General features: G+C 63.7%; 17 protein-coding genes. 6 read left to right on the plus strand and 11 right to left on the minus strand.

Translation table 11 applies throughout. The annotated features are described in order from the left end of the window. Positions 1 to 351 precede the first annotated feature (351 nt). Complete coding sequence (locus tag NKJ94_RS26450; protein WP_352529228.1) at positions 352 to 627, plus strand: hypothetical protein; 276 nt, start codon at positions 352 to 354, stop codon at positions 625 to 627. Between the two features lie 70 nt (positions 628 to 697). On the opposite strand, the gene NKJ94_RS26455 is transcribed toward NKJ94_RS26450, so the two are convergent. Both NKJ94_RS26455 and NKJ94_RS26460 read right to left on the minus strand, forming a co-directional pair. Beyond that, positions 698 to 1,453: a crotonase/enoyl-CoA hydratase family protein gene (locus NKJ94_RS26455; protein ID WP_352529230.1), complete on the minus strand. Its 756-nt coding sequence runs from the start codon at positions 1,451 to 1,453 to the stop codon at positions 698 to 700. 37 nt (positions 1,454 to 1,490) lie between these two features. Next, a complete protein-coding gene (locus tag NKJ94_RS26460; protein ID WP_352529232.1) occupies positions 1,491 to 3,254 on the minus strand; it encodes an acyl-CoA dehydrogenase family protein in 1,764 nt (587 codons plus the stop codon). A gap of 237 nt (positions 3,255 to 3,491) precedes the next feature. Between NKJ94_RS26460 and NKJ94_RS26465 the strand changes: the two genes are divergently transcribed. Together NKJ94_RS26465 and NKJ94_RS26470 are read left to right on the plus strand one after the other, a co-directional pair. Further along, complete coding sequence (locus tag NKJ94_RS26465; RefSeq protein WP_352529234.1) at positions 3,492 to 3,722, plus strand: hypothetical protein; 231 nt, start codon at positions 3,492 to 3,494, stop codon at positions 3,720 to 3,722. Positions 3,723 to 3,843: 121 nt separating this feature from the next. Further along, on the plus strand, positions 3,844 to 4,998 hold the full coding sequence (locus tag NKJ94_RS26470) for a glycoside hydrolase family 25 protein (protein ID WP_352529236.1): 1,155 nt from the start codon (positions 3,844 to 3,846) through the stop codon (positions 4,996 to 4,998). Between the two features lie 21 nt (positions 4,999 to 5,019). On the opposite strand, the gene purD is transcribed toward NKJ94_RS26470, so the two are convergent. Beyond that, entirely contained in the window at positions 5,020 to 6,297 is a 1,278-nt protein-coding gene (gene purD / locus NKJ94_RS26475; protein WP_352529238.1) for a phosphoribosylamine--glycine ligase, read from the minus strand. Positions 6,298 to 6,453: 156 nt separating this feature from the next. On the opposite strand from purD, the gene ubiA reads away from it, so the two are divergent. Beyond that, entirely contained in the window at positions 6,454 to 7,437 is a 984-nt protein-coding gene (ubiA, locus tag NKJ94_RS26480) for a 4-hydroxybenzoate octaprenyltransferase (protein ID WP_352529240.1), read from the plus strand. On the opposite strand, the gene NKJ94_RS26485 is transcribed toward ubiA, so the two are convergent. The 3 genes from NKJ94_RS26485 to NKJ94_RS26495 form a co-directional block, all read right to left on the minus strand. After that, positions 7,438 to 8,004: a DUF6101 family protein gene (locus tag NKJ94_RS26485; protein WP_023674094.1), complete on the minus strand. Its 567-nt coding sequence runs from the start codon at positions 8,002 to 8,004 to the stop codon at positions 7,438 to 7,440. A 185-nt stretch (positions 8,005 to 8,189) separates the two neighbouring features. Then, entirely contained in the window at positions 8,190 to 9,620 is a 1,431-nt protein-coding gene (locus NKJ94_RS26490; RefSeq protein WP_352529242.1) for an FAD-binding oxidoreductase, read from the minus strand. Between the two features lie 9 nt (positions 9,621 to 9,629). Next, complete coding sequence (locus NKJ94_RS26495; RefSeq protein ID WP_352529244.1) at positions 9,630 to 10,601, minus strand: L-threonylcarbamoyladenylate synthase; 972 nt, start codon at positions 10,599 to 10,601, stop codon at positions 9,630 to 9,632. Between the two features lie 264 nt (positions 10,602 to 10,865). On the opposite strand from NKJ94_RS26495, the gene NKJ94_RS26500 reads away from it, so the two are divergent. Beyond that, entirely contained in the window at positions 10,866 to 11,192 is a 327-nt protein-coding gene (locus NKJ94_RS26500; protein ID WP_352529246.1) for a hypothetical protein, read from the plus strand. A gap of 92 nt (positions 11,193 to 11,284) precedes the next feature. On the opposite strand, the gene NKJ94_RS26505 is transcribed toward NKJ94_RS26500, so the two are convergent. Beyond that, the gene (locus NKJ94_RS26505) at positions 11,285 to 11,599 is read right to left on the minus strand and encodes an ATPase (protein WP_352529248.1); all 315 of its coding nucleotides are present in this window, start codon (positions 11,597 to 11,599) and stop codon (positions 11,285 to 11,287) included. Positions 11,600 to 11,706: 107 nt separating this feature from the next. Continuing rightward, a complete protein-coding gene (gene glyS, locus NKJ94_RS26510; protein ID WP_352529250.1) occupies positions 11,707 to 14,319 on the minus strand; it encodes a glycine--tRNA ligase subunit beta in 2,613 nt (870 codons plus the stop codon). 224 nt (positions 14,320 to 14,543) lie between these two features. Here glyS and NKJ94_RS26515 point away from each other — a divergent pair, with 224 nt between their 5' ends. After that, a complete protein-coding gene (locus NKJ94_RS26515; RefSeq protein WP_352529252.1) occupies positions 14,544 to 14,717 on the plus strand; it encodes a hypothetical protein in 174 nt (57 codons plus the stop codon). Here the strand turns inward: NKJ94_RS26515 and NKJ94_RS26520 are convergent. The 3 genes from NKJ94_RS26520 to NKJ94_RS26530 form a co-directional block, all read right to left on the minus strand. Then, a complete protein-coding gene (locus tag NKJ94_RS26520; RefSeq protein ID WP_352529254.1) occupies positions 14,714 to 15,781 on the minus strand; it encodes a glycine--tRNA ligase subunit alpha in 1,068 nt (355 codons plus the stop codon). The genes NKJ94_RS26515 and NKJ94_RS26520 overlap by 4 nt on opposite strands. A 70-nt stretch (positions 15,782 to 15,851) precedes the next feature. Further along, positions 15,852 to 17,627, minus strand: coding sequence for a tetratricopeptide repeat protein (locus NKJ94_RS26525; protein WP_352529308.1), 1,776 nt, complete (start codon positions 17,625 to 17,627; stop codon positions 15,852 to 15,854). 213 nt (positions 17,628 to 17,840) lie between these two features. After that, positions 17,841 to 18,458 carry a TetR/AcrR family transcriptional regulator gene (locus NKJ94_RS26530; RefSeq protein WP_352529256.1) on the minus strand — a complete coding sequence of 206 codons (618 nt, stop codon included), beginning with the start codon at positions 18,456 to 18,458 and terminating at the stop codon, positions 17,841 to 17,843. Between the last annotated feature and the right edge of the window lie 24 nt (positions 18,459 to 18,482).

Consider the following 18,482-nt stretch of genomic DNA (forward strand, 5'->3'; position numbering starts at 1 on the left):
TCCCGCCTCTTGCACCTCATATCCGCCGTACAAGTGCCTCGACCGCCGATCGGATCGGCGGGCTGCAGCTTATGTCAAAGGCCATTGTCAGCAATCATGAGAGTGGGGACACCCCAGTGGGGAGATGTCCGGCCGGCGCGAAGGATCACTATAGAGCTGTAATTCTGCGCCGCTGCTAACCGCTCAAAATCACAGTGGCGATGGACTGGAGATCCCTCCGTTTCCACCCTCACTATCACGATCTCGTGTGCGTGAAACGTTCCAGCTTGCGGGGACGAACCATGAAAGGGGCTCAACGCGCCGCAGGCGCAAATTCAGGAGGACGCAATGCATTCACTCAGGTTGGTCACGATGGCCGGTCTCGTCGGCCTTTTTGCTTCGCAGGCCTTTGCGGAGGACGCGATGGGGACAATGACGATGATGAAGGGTGGGGAGGTCATGGCGATCATGCCCGATGGGCATATGGGCACCATGATGCCCGACTCGAAGATGAGCGCCGAGATGATGAAAATGGCGAAACCGATCAAGCATTGCATGATGTTGATGACCGACGCCAAAGGCAAGACATTCATGATCGATACGTCTTCGGCAAAGGCTCAGGCCGAATGTAAAAAAATGGCGATGTGACAAAGAAATCGTGGTGAGAACCCGCCGGCTGCTGCCGACGGGTCCACGATGGGATACAAGGCCAGAAGGTCTAGCCGGCTTTTTTCCTGGTCATGAAGGCGGTCAAGGCTGCGCGGGCCTCGTCGGACTTTAGCCGCTCGCGGAAATGCTCGCTCTCCTGGCCGATGCGGTCGACAAGGTCGTCGCGCGAGCCACGCATCAGATCGCGCGCAATCTTCAGGGCTTGCGGCGGTTTGGCCGCGATCTGGCCGGCGGCCGCCAACACCGATGCTTCGAGGGCCTCTTCCTCGACCATCTCGTAGATCAGCCCGGCGGCCTTCGCGCGCTCGGCCGAAAAGCCCTCGCCAAGGCCAAGCAGCGCGAAGGCGCCTTGCCGGCCGAGGATCTGCGGTGCGAGCAGGCTCGAACCTGCCTCTGGCACCAGGCCGAGATCGACGAAGGGTGTCCGGAACACCGTGCGCGGCGTGGCGAAGGTCAGGTCGCAATGCAGGTTGAGCGTGGTGCCGATGCCAACCGCAATGCCGTCGACGCCGGAAACCATCGGCTTTTCCACTTTGGCCAGCGCCATCAGGAAATCCCAGACTTCGGAGCCGCCGTCGCCGCCTAAGGCAACAACCATGAAATCGGCAAGGTCGTTGCCGGACGAAAAGGCGCCGGGCACGCCGAGAAAGACATGGACGCGGATCGCCGGATCGGCGTCGCCGCCGGTAAGAGCCGCCGACATGGTCGCGTACATAGCGCGGGTCAGCGCATTCTTCTTCTCCGGACGGTTGATGCGGATGATCTGGATGGCGCCCTGGCGCTCGACGAGGATGTGGTCTGTCACGGATCGATCCTTTGTGAATTTCGGCACGTTGCGAACGTCAGGCTGAAATCAGCGCCTTGCCGGCAACCGCGAGGCTTTCGGCGCCGCCGACGACGCGCTCCCTCAGGGCATCCACCTCGCCCAGCAGGTTCTCGGCGAAGAAGCGGCAAAGCGCGATGCGGCTTTGATCGGCAAGCGCGCCGCGCGCCAGATAGACGCCGCCCGCGGCAAGCGAGATCAGCCTGAGATAAGGTGTCGCGCCGGCCAGCGCCTCGTCCGAACGGCCTTGGTCGAGCAGGTCTTGCAGGAAACGGGTCGCCTGTGACAGGTCGTCGAGCGCCTGATCGAGGCGATCGGCGGTGCGGCCGAAGCCCTCAACATTCGACGTTCGCACCGCATTGGCGACGGCCTTGAGCTCGGCGATGTAGCCATGCACATGCTGACCGCCGCCAAGCGGCAGTTTGCGCATCACCAGATCGATCGCCTGGATGCCATTGGTGCCTTCGTAAATGGGCGCAATGCGCGCGTCGCGATAAAGTGCTGCGGCCCCTGTCTCCTCGATGAAACCCATGCCGCCATGCACCTGCAGGCCGAGCGAGGCGACCTCGACGCCGACATCGGTGGAAAACGCCTTGGCCAGCGGCGTCAAAAGATTGGCGCGCTCCTGCCAGTGCTTTGCATCTTCGCTCTCCGACGCGAGATCGATGGCGTGGGCGCAGGAATAGCAGATGGCGCGGGCAATCTGGGTCAGCGCCTTCATGGTCAGGAGACTGCGCTGTATGTCGGGGTGATGCACGATCGGCGCCATGCCGGCACCGCGATAGCTTGCCGCCTTGCCTTGCCGGCGATCATTGGCATAGGCGAGCGCGTTCTGCGTCGCCGCCTCGGCAACCGCGACGCCCTGAATGCCGACGGCAAGGCGCGCATTGTTCATCATGGTGAACATGCAGGCGAGGCCTTTGTTCTCCTCGCCGACCAGCCAGCCAATCGCGCCGGGCGTGGTGCCTTCGAACCCATCGCCATAGATCATCGTGCAGGTCGGCGAAGCGTGGATGCCCAATTTGTGCTCCAGCCCGGAGCAGAAGACGTCATTGCGCCCGCCCAGCGCGCCATCGTCGCCGACCAGGAATTTCGGCACCAGGAACAACGAAAGGCCGCGCGTGCCGGCCGGCGCGTCCGGCAGCCGCGCCAGCACCAGATGGATAATGTTGTCGGTGAAATCGTGCTCGCCATAGGTGATGAAGATCTTTTGCCCAAAGATGCGGTAGGTGCCGTCGCCGGCCGGCTCGGCACGGGCGCGCAACGCATTCAGGTCCGAGCCGGCCTGAGGCTCGGTCAGGTTCATCGTGCCCATCCACTGGCCGGAGACAAGCTTTTCCAGATATTTGGCTTTGAGCGCCTGCGAGCCATGCTTGTCGAGTGCTTCGACCGCGCCCATCGTCAGCGTCGGACCGATGCCGAATGCCATTGCAGCCGAGTTCCACATTTCGAGCGCGGCGACGCCGAGCATGGTCGGCAGTGCCTGGCCGCCATACGCTTCCGGCGCCGACAGGGCATTCCAGCCGCCGTCGATCCAGCGGCGATAAAGTTCCTTCCAGCCGGGTGGCGTCTTGACGGCAGCGCCGTTGAGCACCGCGCCTTGCTGGTCGCCGATCTTGTAGAGCGGCGCCACCTCCTCACCGGCGAAACGCCCGGCTTCCGCCAGAATGGCATCGACGAGGTCTTCGCCGAATTCGCCAAAAGTGCCGGCATCAAGCGCCGGCTTCAAGCCGGCGACATGCTTCAGCGTGAAGGCAATTTCCTCGACCGGTGCCCGATACATGCCGTTCGCTCCTCCTCAGTCCGGCCCTCCTCAGTCCGGCCCCCCGCAGTCCGGCAGGTCAACTTAAGACCCGTGCCGAGGCAAAACCATCTGCTTTCGGGCTTCCCTGTCCATGTTCTTTTTACGTAAACGTCAAACTTTGTCACGCAGATTTTGCAATTGCTGCGACGCAGGCTAAATTCGGCAAAGCCGGACACGTTCGACCGGCGGAATCAAGAATACCGGATCGGACCGCCCGTGCTCGCCAGACCTGACGCCTATCGCTGCATCGAATGCGGCCTGCCCTACCGGGCGGCCGGTTTTTGCTATCATGAAGGTAAGATCGAGAACGGCGCATCCTATTGGTCGGATCGCGGCATTCTGTGTTCGCCACAATGCTCGCTGGCCCATCATCGCAAGCGCGAGGCCGAGGGGACGCTGCCGCAAGTGCCGGCGCCCGACCCGTTTCAAATCCCCTCTCGCCATTGACGACGATCAAAACCATCGACGGAGAAGCTGTCCGAGCCGTGTCATCCGCGGGCCGCAGCCGAAAGCATTTCCTTAACCATGGCGGTTCAGGATTGGGCTTTGGCCAGCAAGGACCTGCTGTTTGAAAACGCCGGCGCACCCTCTTGTCCGCTCAGCGCTTCTCCTCGTCGCGGCCGTGACCTTGACGCTGACGCCGGCAAAGGCCTCGGATTTCTCCGAACCGTGGAAGGATGCCGACCGGGCACTGGTCGTCGACGCCTACGAATACAATTCCATCGACTGGGCAGAGCTTGCTACCGACAAGCGCCTTGTCGGCTTCATCAACAAGGCGTCCGACGGCATGCCGCCACCCTATTTCTGTTTCGGCGACGAGACCGAGGTACGGCTCTGCAAGACGCTTTGGAAGCGCCATGCGGTGGCGCGCGAGCTGTTCCAGACGCGCAAGGTCGTGGCCAAGGCGCTTGGCTTGAAATGGGGCGCCTATCACCTCGCCCGTCCCGGCAATCCGGTCGGCCAGGCCAATCATTTCATCGATTTCGCCGAACCCGGGCCGGACGACCTGCTTGCCCTCGACATCGAGGACGACGACCCGACGCAGTGGATGTCGCTCGACGACGCCGAGGAATTCGTCCGCCAGGTGCATCGGCGGCTTGGCCGCTTCCCGGTGCTCTACACCAATGGAACAACCGCCAGGCATATCGCCGACAACAAGTACAAATACCGGCTGCTGTCGCGGCTGCCGCTGTGGTACGCGCGCTACAAGCCCGACATCGACGTGCATTTTCCAATGGGCAATTGGCAAGGCTATGCGCTTTGGCAGTTTTCGGCGCGGGCAAATTGTGGCCGGTTCCGCTGTCCTTACAGGGTTGCGGGCACGCCCAACGACATCGACGTCAACGTCGCGCCGATGAACGCGACGGAATTGCTCGCGCAATGGCCGTTCGGCGGCCTGATCGACGTGCAGCCGGATTACCTCGCCTCGATACCGGTGCCGCTCTCACGCGAAGCCGGGCTCGCCGGCGGCGCCATCACTTATGCTAGCGTGACGCCAGCAAGCTTCGAGGAGATGGTCGCGGTATTCAGGGCGCGCCTGGCCAGGTTCAGCAGCGGCTTTCAAATGCCTGCGGCGAAGGCGGCGCTGAGCCTTCCGCGCGGGATTGCCGAATATGTTGCCTGGACGCGAAACGAAGAGCGCCTGGCATCGGTGTCTGGAATTGCCCCCACCGCCGATGCGGTCAGCAGCGTCTCGACCGGATTCGACCGCGGCCTGCGCTGAGGCTGAGGGCCGCCTGAAGCGTCAATTCGCCTGCTCGCGCGCCACCGCCAGCCAGCCAATGTCGCGGCGGCAAAAGCCTTGTGGCCAGTCGATCCGGTCGAGCGCGGCGTAAGCCTTCTTCTGCGCCTCGCCGACGGTGCGGCCGGTCGCCGTGACGTTGAGCACGCGGCCGTCATTGGCGACGAGTGCGCCGCCGTTGATGGCGGTGCCGGCATGAAATATCTCGACACCGTCACCTGCCGCCGCCTCGACGCCGCGAATGACCGAGCCCTTTTCCGGCGTGCCGGGATAACCCCTGGCTGCCATCACCACGGTGAGCGCCGCTTCGTCGCGCCAGCGCACCGAGGTGTGCGCCAGCTGGCCGTCGGCGGCGGCGTTGAGCAGGACCAGGAGATCGTCCTTCAGCCGCATCATCAGCACCTGGCATTCCGGGTCGCCGAAACGGGTGTTGTATTCGATCAGCTTCGGCCCCTTGTCAGTGATCATCAGCCCGGCAAACAGCACGCCGGAAAACGGTGCGCCTGTTTCAGCCATGCCGCGCATGGTCGGCTCGACGATCTCGCGCATGGTGCGGTCAATGATCTCCGGCGTCATTACCGGAGCCGGCGAATAGGCGCCCATGCCGCCGGTGTTGGGGCCGGTGTCACCGTCTCCGACGCGCTTGTGGTCCTGCGCGGTGCCGAAGGGCAGTGCGGTGGTGCCGTCGCAAAGGCAGAAGAAACTTGCCTCTTCGCCGGTGAGAAACTCCTCGACCACCACTTCCGCGCCGGCCTGGCCGAAGGAGCCGTCGAAACAGGCATCGAGCGCGGCCAGCGCCTCGTCAAGCATCATGGCGACGGTGACGCCCTTGCCGGCAGCGAGGCCGTCGGCCTTGATGACGATCGGCGCGCCCGCCTTCTCGACATAGGCCCTGGCCGAAGCCAGATCGCCGAAGCGGCCATAGGCGGCGGTCGGAATGCCATATCTGGCGCAAAGGTCCTTGGTGAAACCCTTCGAGCCTTCCAGCCGTGCCGCTGCCTTTGACGGGCCGAAGACGCGGATGCCCTCGGCGCGCAGATCGTCGGCAATGCCGGCGACCAGCGGCCCTTCCGGCCCGACCACGACGAGGTCTATTTCTTTCTCGCGGCAAAACCGGACCACCGCTGCGTGATCCGCAATATCGAGCCGCACCAGCTCGGCTTCGCGGCCGATGCCGGGATTGCCGGGGGCAGCGTAGAGTTTGGTCAGCAGCGGCGACGCCGCGATCTTCCATGCCAGCGCATGTTCTCGTCCGCCGGAGCCGATCAGCAAAACACGCATGCCCAGATTCCTCACCGTTCCACGATCAAGACTGCGCTATTGCGCCCCGCCCGACGGGTCAAGACATTTGGATGCTCCTGCGGCGATTGCGCGTGGCGAGCGTGCCGGGCATGCTTCACGCTTGACGGCATTCGCCTCTGCTGCCACTCCAGCAAAATGGAAACCGTCCAGTCGAAAGCGGCCCAGGGCCGCGTCGCCGATGCGCCGAGCGGCCACTGGGTCTATCGCGCGCTGCCGCGGGGATTGTGGCCCTATGCGCAGCTTGCCCGGTGGGACCGGCCGATCGGCTGGCAATTGCTGCTGTGGCCATGCTGGTGGTCGGCTGCACTTGCCGCGAGCGCCTATCCGCGCACTACGGATCCGCTGCTCTCGCTGCTGCCGGCGCCGTGGTATCTGCTGCTGTTTTTTCTTGGCGCGTTCGCCATGCGCGGTGCCGGTTGCACCTACAATGATTTGGTCGACGAGGATATCGACAATCAGGTGGAACGCACACGCTCACGGCCGCTGCCGGCCGGCAAGGTCACGCGCCGGCAGGCCTGGATATTTGTCGTCGTTCAGGCACTGGTCGGGCTCGCCGTGCTTTTGCAGTTCAACAGCTTCGCCATCCTGCTCGGCATCGGCTCGCTGGTCATCGTCGCGATCTACCCGTTCATGAAGCGATTTACCAACTGGCCGCAACTGGTTCTCGGCCTTGCTTTTTCCTGGGGTGCGCTGATGGGATGGGCGGTCGAGTTCGGCGATCTCGATGGCCCGGCCGTCATGCTCTATATCGGCTCGATCCTGTGGGTGATCGGCTACGACACGATCTATGCGCATCAGGACAAGGAAGACGATGCCATCGTCGGCGTGCGCTCGACCGCACGCCTGTTCGGCGACAATACCAAGGCCTGGCTCGTCGGGCTCTATGGCGGAGCGCTGGTCTGCTTCGCCATCGCCTTTGCCTCGGCGCAGGCACCGGTGCCGGCACTGGCCGGGCTGATCGCCGCCGGCGCCCATATGGCACGGCAGATTGCCGTGCTCGACATCGACGATCCGGACCAGTGCCTAAGGCTGTTCAGATCGAACAACCAGGTCGGCTGGCTGATCTTCCTCGGCCTGATCGGCGGCGCGGTCTGGGTGGCGCTGAAGCCGCTGGTGTAGCTATTCCCGCGAAATGAGCTCCTCGCCGCCGATGACCAGCCTGAGGCCGAGGTCGCCGGCGCGGCGGCGGGCCAGGAAGCGTGGGCGGCGCATGGTCGAGACGCGGCCCTTGCGGCGGTCCTGCGCCGGCAGCGCCTTGATGGCGGCGCCAAGCGATTCTTCCAGCGTGCGGGCAATGCCGTCGGCCTCGATCAGAAGCATCGGCAGGCGGTAGGCATCGGCCCAGGCGCGCCAGTCGGCGGCGACATCGTCGAGATCGTCGGCCACCAGCAGCGGCACCGACAGCATCGGGTCGTTGTGCAGAAGCTCAAGCGTCACTGTGACATTGCCATCCGGATCCTCCATCGCGCGGGCGGCGACGCCGCGAAATGCGTTGGCGGGCAGAGCGATGATCGCCGGCACGCCGCTCATCTCCAGCGTGCGGCGGATAACCGCGCCGCGCTGGTCGATGGTGAAGGTAACGTCGCCATAGTCGTCGCGCGTGGCGTAGCTCACCACCTGCGGCAGGCGGAATGGGTCGAGGCGCATATTGCGACCGGCCCAGACTGGCTTCAGTCCAGTGTTCATATCGTGCCTTTCCTGTTTCTCCTGAGAGCCGGTGTTTCCGGTTCTCCGGGCCGGTTTTCCCAGCCTCGTTGTGGAGAAACATTAGCGCGGGCTTCTTATCCCCGCGCTTAAGAAAGTCGGTTAAATTTTGCTGATCTGGGGCGGATGGTTATCGGAATGCGAACCGGCGCAAGCCAGCGAAAGGATCAGATAACCTTACCGGGATTCATAATGCCGGCCGGGTCGAAAGCGGCCTTCACTCTGCGCATCAGCTCGATCGCCATCGGCGGGGCCGTCGCGATCAATTCGTCCCGCTTCAACTGGCCGATGCCGTGCTCGGCCGAGATCGAGCCGTGAAACGAGCGCACAACGTCGTGCACGGCCTTGTTCATGGCGTGGTACAGACCGAGAAACGCCTCGTCATCGCCGCCGACCGGCCGTGATATGTTGTAGTGCAGGTTGCCGTCGCCCATATGGCCGAAGCAGACGACGCGTGCGCCGGGGCTGACCGATTGCACGGCGCCGGCGGCCTTTTCGATGAACGGCGGGATTGACGCCACCGGCACCGAGATGTCGTGTTTGATCGAGGCACCTTCCGGCTTCTGCGCCTCGGGCAGCACTTCGCGGAAATTCCAGAACGCGTCGCCCTGGGCAATGCTTGCCGCGATCACTGCATCGCCGACGATCCCTTGCTCGAGGCCTGCCGACAGCACCTCCTCGATCAGTGCCCTTGCATCCTCCGCCGAGCGCCCCGACGAGATCTGCATCAGCACATACCACGGCCAATCCCCGGTCAGGGGTCGCACCACGCCTTGCGCGTGGCGAAGCGTGAAGTCGTAAGGCCTCTGGGCGATCAGCTCGAAGGCGGTGAGAGCTGCTCCGGCGCGATCCATCGCCAGGCTGAACAGCGAGAGTGCCGCCTGCGGCGATGACAGGCCGGCAAACGCCACCTCGCGCCCCTTTGGCTTGGGGAAAAGCTTGAGCACGGCGGCGGTAATGATGCCGAGCGTGCCCTCCGCGCCGACGAACAGGTTCTTCAAATCGTAACCGGTATTGTCCTTTTTCAGCTTGCGCAGATCGTCGAAGACCTCGCCGGTCGGCAGCACCACTTCGACGCCGAGGCAGAGCTCACGCGTATTGCCATAGGCGAGCACGCCGGTGCCGCCGGCATTGGAAGAAAGATTGCCGCCGATCTGGCAGGACCCTTGCGCGGCAAGCGACAGCGGAAACAGCCGGTCGGCGGCGTCGGCCGCTTCCTGCAGCGTCTGCAGGATGACGCCGGTTTCGACCGTCACCGTGTTGGACAGGGTATCGATCTCGCGAATGCGGTTCAGCCGCGACAGCGACAGCACGATCTCGCGGCCGGAAGCGTCCGGCACCTGGGCGCCGACCAGCCCGGTGTTGCCGCTTTGCGGCACGATGGGCGTGCCCGTTTCGGTCGCCAGCCGCATGATGCGGCTAACCTCGTCAACGCTGCCCGGCCTCAGCACCAGCGCCGTCCTGCCGTGCCAAAGTCCGCGGCGCTCGGCGAGGTAAGGCGCGATGTCCTGCTGGTCGCGCAGCGCATATTTGTCGCCGACAATGGCTGCAAAGCGCTCGATGAGGGCGGGGTCGATATCCGGCGAAATGTCGTTCATGGGTGGAAACTATGGTGCTCGATCGATCTTGTCACGCGGGGCGGCGGCGCGCGAAAGCCGGTCGTTGATCGCCTCGCCCAGCCCGTCGAACGGGATCGGCTCGACGGCGATGGTTTTGGCACCGCTGGCATCGAGATCCTGCATGTAGGCAAAGAGATTGCTCGCCGCCTCACGCAGGTCGCCGGTCTCCGACAGGTTGCGCAGGGCGGCTGCATCGCGCCAGCCTTCGGCACGGCGGCGGCCGAAGGCCAGCAAGGCTTCGCCCGGTGCGACCTCCGCAGCATTGAGCCGCACTGCCGCACCTGGCGCATAGTGCGAGGCGAGCATGCCGGGCGCCTCGATGCCCGAAGCGCCGCGCAGCAACTTTGTCCCGGCCACTGCTTCGATCTCTTCGGCGGCAATCCCGCCCGGCCGCAGCAGCCGCAGCTTTCCAGCTTCGACCTTGACGATGGTCGATTCCAGCCCGACCGGCGCCGCGCCGCCGTCGACCACAAGCTTGATCCGGGGACCGAGATCGGCGGCCACGGCTTCGGCCGTCGTGGCGCTGATCCTGCCCGAGGAATTGGCGCTGGGCGCTGCCAGCGCGCGGCCGAACCTGGCGATCAGCTCGCCGCCAAAGCCTTTCGGCATGCGCAGCGCGATCGTTTCCAGGCCGGCGGTGACCAGCGGATGAATGCCGTTGCCGGGCCGTTGCGGCAGCACCAACGTCAGCGGCCCCGGCCAGAATGCCTGCGCCAATCTTTCCGACAGCGGGTCGAACAGCGCGATGCGCTCGGCCATCGCCGGATCGGCTATATGGGCGATTAGCGGGTTGAAGCGAGGTCGGCCCTTGGCTTCGAAGATACGAGCCACGGCAACGCCATTGGTCGCGTCGCCGGCCAGCCCATAAACGGTCTCGGTCGGGATGGCGACGACATCGCCGCTCTCGAGCAGCGCCAACGCCCTTTCCATCGCCTCGCCGACGGCACAAATTTCAGCCACTGTCGTCACCTCACGGATGCGGGTGCCTAATACGGCGACGCCGGCGGAGCAAGTCCGGGCGTCGGCGAATCGCAAATCGCTAAAATGCAATGTTTCCTCGCAAGCCGGCATCAATTGCCCTCGGCTAGGGTGCCGTCGTCTTGGGCAAGGGGAATTGTCATGCTTTCGGTGCGTATCCTTGGAGCGCTTGGTCTGGCGGCTATCACCAGCACGGCACAGGCTTCGTCGCTCGTTTTTCTCGGGCAAACGACGGCGACCCCCTCGGTGGTCAGTGCCGGCGCGCTCGAACGGGCGAAAACACCGTCGATCATCGCGTCCGGCGAGACGCTGCCCAACGTCGATGAAAACATCACCGATGAAAAGGTCGCGGCGATCCCGAGCCAGCCGAGCCATGGCTTCACCGGAAAGCCGATGATCATTCGCGGCGGTATCGTCGGCGATGCCTTTGCAACGCCCGCGCCCAAAGCCGCGCCGGCCACTGCTGCCGCGCCCGCCGCGGACAGCAAAGCCGATCCAAAGGTGGCAAGCCAAAATCCCGAGGCCGCAACACCGCAGCCTGCGCCGCTCCCCGCCGCCGACAAGCCCCAATAACGCCTGAAGAAACATTGGAGACCAGGGCCGCGCGAGTGCGCCGCCCTGGTTCCCTGGTTCACTGACTGAAGCGGAGTGAAGCGCCTGAAATCTCAGGCTGCTTCTTCTTCGTCCGTATCGTCGGCGTCGTCTGATTCTTCGTCGTCATCAGCGTCTTTTTCGCCGGCGCTTTCGGCCTTCACGCTGTCGTCGTCGTCTTCCTCGTCTTCTTCGTCGTCGTCCGAGAGGGTAGCCGACTTATCGTCTTCGGTACCTTCGTCGTCGGTGTCTTCGTCGTCGCCGTCCTCATCGTCCGACAGATCGGCGGCCTCGACCGCAACGGCAGCGGCCTTGTCGAGCGTCGTTTCGGAGGTGGGTTCAAGCGTCTCGGTCTCTTCTGTCACTTGGATGTCGTGAGCGGAATTCATGAAAGCCTCCGTGGGTTGGGAACATGTCCCTTTTGCCACGCAGAGATCATCGGCATATGACTGTAAGCCGGCTCGAATGGCCGGCAGCGATGATTTTTTCTCGGATGTCAGCCGGCTATCTTCGAGAAGTCCGCGACCCGGTCGGTCGCCGCACGGATGCGGGCGAGCAATGCCAGGCGATTGGCGCGCACGGCCTGGTCCTCGTCGTTTACGAGGACTTTCTCAAAGAATGAATCAACCGGCTCGCGCAACACGCTAAGCGCCAGCATGGCGGCGGAAAAGTCTTCGTTTTGAATTGCTTCGCCGGCTTGCCTCTCGGCCTGATTGACCGCCGCAAACAGCGATTTCTCGGCATCCTCGCGAAATAGAGCCGGCTCTACATGCTCGGCGATCGTCGTTTTCTTCTTCTCCTCGGCCGCCAGAATGTTCGCCGCGCGCTTGGTGCCGGCAAGCAGGTTCTTGCCGTCGTCGGTGTCAAGGAAGGAGCCGAGCGCCTCGACCCGGCGGACGATCTGGAGGAGATCGTCGTTGGACGAAGCCCCCTCATCCGGCCGCTTCGCGGCCACCTTCTCCCCGAGGGGAGAAGAGGTCGCCAACGCCGGCGCCCGCCTCTTCTCCCCAGCGGGGAGAAGGTGGCCCGAAGGGCCGGATGAGGGGGCAGCGCCGCTTGCCAACACAGCATCGATGAGATCATGCCGCGCGCCCTGATCGCGGAGATAGACTTTTAGGCGATCGTGGAAGAAGGCGAGGAGATCTGAACACTTTTCCTCCGACCAACCGGGATAAAATTCCGCAACTCCCAGATCGTCGCTATCGTCTACTGCCTTCACTGACCCGCCAAAACGTCCTTCCAAATCCTCAACAAAATCGTCTGAAATTCCCGACTTCGGTAGCGCCTCTATTTGAGAGAAGGATTCAGACTTCCCGCGAAGGTATAGGGTTGTCAGTACTCGGTTGAAGAGCCGAATTAGTATCGGGCTACCGGCCAAACTCACCCCGTTCTCGACCAAAATCCTGACCACCCCCAGCGCCGCTCTTCTGAGCGCATAGGGGTCCTTCGATCCCGTCGGCTTTTCATCGATCGCCCAGAAGCCGACCAGCGTATCCAGCTTGTCGGCGAGCGCCACCGCAATCGAAACCGGATCGCTCGGCACGCGATCTGACGGACCCTGCGGCTTGTAATGTTCCTCGATCGCGGCGGCAACGGACGGATGCTCGCCCTGCAGCAGCGCATATTTGCGGCCCATGAGACCTTGCAGCTCGGGGAATTCGCCGACGACTTCGGTGGTGAGATCGGCCTTGGCCAGGATGGCGGCGCGTCGCGCCAGCGCGGCAATCTCCCCCCTTGAGGGGGAGATGTCGCCGAAGGCGACAGAGGGGGTCGTCTCGCGTGGAGTGCCGACTTCCTCTTTCTTCGAAAGACCAGATCGCGTCGCGCCAGCCGAAGCGACCCCCTCTGGCCTGCCGGCCATCTCCCCCTCAAGGGGGGAGATTGCGCGCGCCACGATCGGCGCCAGTTCTTCGGCCAGCTGCGCAATCCGCTTCACCCGCTCGCCCTGGGTGCCGAGCTTGGCGTGGAAGGTGACGCCGAGATGGTCGAGGCGGGCCATGCGCTGGTCGAGCGGTTTTTTCAGATCAAGCCCGAACTTTTCCGCCGATCCCCGCAACTGGTCGAGATCCGGCAGGTCACCCTGATCGGTCTTCCAGAAATAGAGCGCGTCGGACAGGCGGGCCCGCACCACCTTGCCGTTGCCGTGGGCGATCTCCTTGCCGCCATCCCTGGCCTCGATGTTGGCGGTCAGGATGAAACGGTTGGAGAGCTCTTCGCCGGCACTGTGTGACCGCGTCACGAAGCACTTCTGGTTGGCGCGGATGGTGAGCCGGATCACCTCGGCCGGAATGGCCAAGAAATCCTGCTCGAATTCGCCCATCAGCACGACGGGCCATTCGACCAGGCCCGACACTTCCTCCAGCAGCCCCTCGTCTTCGACGAGATCGAGCCCACTGGCGAAGGCGAGGTTCCTGGCGTCGGCAAGAATGATCTCTTTGCGCCTGTCGGCATCGAGCACGACCTTCGCCGCTTCCAGCTTGGCGACATAATCGTCGAAGCGGCGCACCGTGATGGCGCCCGGCGCCTGAAAACGGTGGCCGTAGGTGACGTTGCCTGAGCGGATGCCGTCGATCTCGAAATCGATCACCACCGGCTCCTCGGTTTCGGGGCCGAAGGTGCACAGGATCGATTGCAGCGGCCGCACCCAGCGCAACGAGCCGGGCTTGGCCGAAGCCGGCCCCCAGCGCATCGATTTCGGCCAGGGGAAGTTGCGGATGATACCTGGCACCAGCTCGGCGATGATCTGCTCCGCCGGCCTGGCCGGCTTCGCAATATGGGCAACATAGAAGTCGCCCTTCTTCGGATCGGAATGAACATGCGCCTCGGCAATCGAGGCAAGCCCGGCCTTGCGCAGAAAGCCCTGCACCGCCTGCTCGGGCGCCTTGGTCGAGGGGCCTTTGATCTCCTCGCTGATGTCCTTCGAGCGCGCGGTCAGGCCGCGAATGTCGAGCGCAAGCCGGCGCGGCGTCCAATATTCGCGCGCCGCCTCATAGGTCAGCCCGGCGTCGACCAGCCCGTCGGTCATCATCTTCTTCAGGTCGCCGGCAGCTTTCCTCTGCATACGAGCAGGAATCTCTTCCGAACGGAGTTCTAAAAGCAGGTCGGGCATTGATTGTGCTCACGCGGCAAATGGTCCGGGCGGGGCATAGCAACTCGGCTGGCCGCTGTCACCCTTCCCTGCAAGATCGGCGCGTCCAACGGCGATTTCCGAAAAAATTCAGCCGCCTGTCGGACACGGCCCGGCCCGTCCGTCCTTGGGTCAAAGATTTCCATGAACCGAACGCAGCGCTGAAGCGACCAACGCTCAGGCAGAGAGCTATTGGCTGAACGACCATGAAAACGGCATCGATATTCCTGCAGATCCTTGCGCTCAGCGCCTGTTTTACAGCGCAGGTGCATGGCACGTTCTCGATGCCCGGCGTCAGGCAAGCGCTGCGGACAATGGCCGGCTCCAGCGGCCAGGGCGTATTGCCAATCAGCGCTCCTGCCGAAATCGCCTGGAGCTAGGCCGCAAGCCCGCCCGCCTGCGTCAGCAGAAACGCCTCGCCGCAGGCTTTGGCCAGATTGCGCACCCGCAAGATGTAACTCTGCCGCTCGGTGACGGAAATCACGCCGCGTGCATCGAGCAGGTTGAAGACGTGGCTGGCCTTGATGCACTGGTCGTAGGCGGGGAATACCATGCGGTGGTATCCCTCCCCCTTGAGGGGAGGGTGGCCAGACAAAGTCTGGCCGGGAGGGGTCGCCCGCGCAGTGCTCGATGCCTGGCTTGAGGTGCCTTCAGAGATGACCCCCTCTGCCCGCTTCGCGGGCATTTCCCCCTCAAGGGGGGAGATAGGCGCGCCGGCTTCTAGCAGCGCCTTGCACTCGGCCTCGGCGTCCTGGAAATGGCGCAGCAGCATTGCCGTGTTGGCGAATTCGAAATTGTGGCGCGAATATTCCTGCTCGGCCTGCAGGAAGACATCGCCATAGGTCACCTTGTCGGCGCCTTCGCGGCCGTTGAAGTTGAGGTCGTAGACATTGTCGACGCCCTGCACATACATGGCCAGCCGCTCCAGCCCATAAGTGAGCTCGCCGGCCACCGGTGCGCATTCGATGCCGCAGACCTGCTGGAAATAGGTGAACTGCGACACCTCCATGCCGTCGCACCAACACTCCCAGCCCAGCCCCCAAGCGCCCAGTGTCGGGCTTTCCCAGTCGTCCTCGACGAAGCGGATGTCGTGCAGCAGCGGATCGATGCCGATCGCCGCCAGCGAGCCGAGATAAAGCTCCTGCAAATTGGGCGGATTGGGCTTCAGGATCACCTGGTACTGGTAATAATGCTGCAGCCGGTTCGGATTCTCGCCATAGCGCCCGTCCTTGGGCCGGCGAGAGGGCTGGACATAGGCCGCGTTCCAGCGTTTTGGGCCGAGCGCGCGCAATGTCGTGGCCGGGTGGAATGTGCCGGCGCCGACTTCCATGTCGTAAGGCTGGAGGACGACGCAGCCGTAGTCCGCCCAGTAATTATGCAAAGTCAGGATCAGCCCCTGGAACGAGCGGCTGGGATGCATGTGGGCAGGGATATCAGCGGTCACGGCGGCCTCGACGGAGCGGCGGGATGCGGCACCTCGTAAAGTGCCGCTCCGCGACCGTCAAGGCGACGGGTTATCCCTTCGGGGCGGGCGCCGGCTCGGGCTTCACGTTCGGGGTTTCCTGCGCCGTGTTGGATTCGATCGGCGGCAGGCCCTTCATCAGTTTTTGCTGCAAGGCGGCAAGCACGTCCGGGTCCGGCTTCAGGTCGCGGGCCTGGTTCCATTGGAAGGTGGCTTCCAGCTTGCGGCCAACGCGCCAGTAGACGTCGCCGAGGTGATCGTTGAGCACCGGATCCTCCGGCTTCAACGAAACGGCGCGTTCCATTTCGCGCACCGCGTCATCGAACTGGCCCAGGCGGTAATAAGCCCAGCCCAGCGAATCGACGATGTAGCCGTCGCTCGGCCTCAGGTCGACGGCCTTCTGGATCATCGCGAGGCCTTCCTTGAGGTTCATGTTCTTGTCGACCCAGGAATAGCCGAGATAGTTCAGAACCTGCGGCTGGTCGGGGTAGAGTTCCAGCGCCTTGCGGAAATTCGGCTCGGCCTTCGGCCATTCCTTCAGCCGCTCATAGGCGATGCCGCGCTGGTAGAAGATGTTCCAGTTGGCGCTGGTCGGGGTCTTCAGCACCTCGACCGCCTTGTCGTAAAGGTTGGCGGCGGAGCGGAAATCCTCCTTCGAGGAATAGACGCCGCCGAGCGCCAGATAGGCCCGCATATCGTCGGGATGCGCATCGACGATGGCCTTGAGGTAGGCGATCGCCTCGTCCTTGCGGTCGAGATCGGCAAGGTTGAGGCCAAGCTGCAGGTCCGAAAGCTCCTTCAGCGGCGAGCCGGCGGGAATGCGGCGATAGAGGGCGATAGCCCCCTCGCCGTCCTTCAACTGCTCGGCAACGGCGGCAAGCTGAACGAGCGCCGCGTCGTTGTCGGGCCTCAGCGCCAGGGCATATTGCAGATAAAGCCGCACGAACGGCTCGCCGCCGCCGCGGTTGAGCGCGGTGGCGAGATCGAGCAGGATTTCCGAGGCGCCGTCCGACGGACCGGCAACGAAGGGTTCGATCTTTTCGCCCTTGTTGATCTTGTTGCGAAGCGCTGCGATCTCGATCTTGCCGGGCGCAAACGTCTCGGCCTGGTCGAGCACCGACAGCGCCTTGGCCTTGTCGCCCTTGCGGGCGAGGAAAGAGGCATAGGCCTGCGCGTTGCGCATCCATGTTTCGGGAGCGGCGCCACCGGCCGCCGTGTCCTGCAGGGTGGCGGTGTAGAGCGCATCCGCCCTGTCGGGCAGGCCGGAGGCGTCGGCAATCAACGCACGGTGGAAGGACTTGAACAGACCGAACCAGTCGGGGCCCTGCAGCTTGTCGATTGAAGCCATGGCCTCGCGGGCGTCACCCGCACCCTGCTTGGCCCAGCCGGTCATGACGCCGGAGATCAGCCGGTCAAGATCGGATTCCAGCGAAAGCTTGAGCCAGTATTCGGCCTTCGAGAAATCCTTCTTGTGGAAGGAATCGATGGCCAGCGCCAGGCGCGAGAAGCGCTCGACGTCGGGAACCGCCTTGAGCTTGTCGGCATAGACCAGGGACTCATCGAAGCGCCCCTGCGCGATCAGCGACAGCATCAGGCTCTGCTGCAGTCCCGTATCGTTCGGATCGAAGGCGAGCGCCTGCTTGTAATAGGAGATGGCGCTGTTGAGATCGTTGTCGCCTTCGGCAATCCGCGCGGCGAGATAGGCTCCCGAGAAGGACGTGATCCTGACCGGCTCGCTGGTCTGTTTGGCATGAGCCGGCAGAGCCGAGATCGCCATGCCCGTCACTATTGCCAGCCCAGTCAGCCAGCGCGCACATCCTTGCCGCATCGTATCCCTTTCAGCCAAACGCGATGTCCCGCGTCAGCGGGATCGCCGTAGACTCGATCTTTCCAGGTAAAGCATGGCCTTTTTGGGGTCGGGCTTCAACCCGGCCCGAATTCACAATCGGGTCAAGCAATTAATAAACCATGCCGAAAGGGCCTAACTGCGGCCCTCGACCGCATGGCGTCCGCTTCGGCGCTTCCGCTCCGCGCACGAAACTCAGGACCCCAGCGACAGACGTGCGTCCAGCGCCTGCATCGAAACGGTGACCAGAGCGTGCAGCCGCTCTTTCGGCACGCCGTCGCGCGCCTGCACCGACAGACCAAACAAAAGCGTGGTGTAGTAATCGCCGAGGGCCTCCGGGTCCGTGCCCGGTTTGAGTTCGCCGTCCCGAACGCCCTTTCTCAGGCGCTCGACAATCAGTGCATTGCGCGCGTGGCGACGCTCGGCCAGCCAGCGCAGCACACCGTCGTTTTCAACGGCGCAGTTGGTCGCGGCCGAGACAACCATGCAGCCCCGCGACAGGCCCGGCCGGGCATAGATTTCGATTGCATCACGCAGCAATCGTTCGACAAACCGCCGGGCGGTTGGCTCCTCGGCAAGCGCGCGGCTGGCAAAGCTTCCTTCTTTGGTCTCGTACAGAACGATAGCTTCCCGAAACAGGTTCTCCTTCGAGCCGAACGCGGCATAGATGCGCGGCGAGGCCAGTCCAAGCACCGACACGAGATCGGCCATCGAGGTCCCCTCATAGCCGCGCGTCCAGAAGGCGTCGCGCGCTTTCTCCAGCGCCTGATCCCGATCGAACTCCCTTGGCCGTCCTGCCATTGCGACCTCCATTTTTTATCAATCAACAAATAATCC

The organism is Mesorhizobium sp. M0060 (assembly GCF_040323155.1).
Lineage (GTDB): Bacteria > Pseudomonadota > Alphaproteobacteria > Rhizobiales > Rhizobiaceae > Mesorhizobium.

What these genes read in the sequence shown, in the direction of transcription:
- purD (WP_352529238.1), bottom strand. Translation starts at nt 6,297, where the DNA reads ATGCGTGTTTTGCTGATCGGCTCCGGCGGACGAGAACATGCGCTGGCA.
- NKJ94_RS26530 (WP_352529256.1), bottom strand. Translation starts at nt 18,458, where the DNA reads ATGGAGGTCGCAATGGCAGGACGGCCAAGGGAGTTCGATCGGGATCAG.
- NKJ94_RS26460 (WP_352529232.1), bottom strand. Translation starts at nt 3,254, where the DNA reads ATGTATCGGGCACCGGTCGAGGAAATTGCCTTCACGCTGAAGCATGTC.
- NKJ94_RS26490 (WP_352529242.1), bottom strand. Translation starts at nt 9,620, where the DNA reads ATGAACGACATTTCGCCGGATATCGACCCCGCCCTCATCGAGCGCTTT.
- NKJ94_RS26525 (WP_352529308.1), bottom strand. Translation starts at nt 17,627, where the DNA reads ATGCGGCAAGGATGTGCGCGCTGGCTGACTGGGCTGGCAATAGTGACG.
- NKJ94_RS26450 (WP_352529228.1), top strand. Translation starts at nt 352, where the DNA reads ATGGCCGGTCTCGTCGGCCTTTTTGCTTCGCAGGCCTTTGCGGAGGAC.
- NKJ94_RS26515 (WP_352529252.1), top strand. Translation starts at nt 14,544, where the DNA reads ATGAAAACGGCATCGATATTCCTGCAGATCCTTGCGCTCAGCGCCTGT.
- NKJ94_RS26505 (WP_352529248.1), bottom strand. Translation starts at nt 11,599, where the DNA reads ATGAATTCCGCTCACGACATCCAAGTGACAGAAGAGACCGAGACGCTT.
- glyS (WP_352529250.1), bottom strand. Translation starts at nt 14,319, where the DNA reads ATGCCCGACCTGCTTTTAGAACTCCGTTCGGAAGAGATTCCTGCTCGT.
- NKJ94_RS26485 (WP_023674094.1), bottom strand. Translation starts at nt 8,004, where the DNA reads ATGAACACTGGACTGAAGCCAGTCTGGGCCGGTCGCAATATGCGCCTC.
- ubiA (WP_352529240.1), top strand. Translation starts at nt 6,454, where the DNA reads ATGGAAACCGTCCAGTCGAAAGCGGCCCAGGGCCGCGTCGCCGATGCG.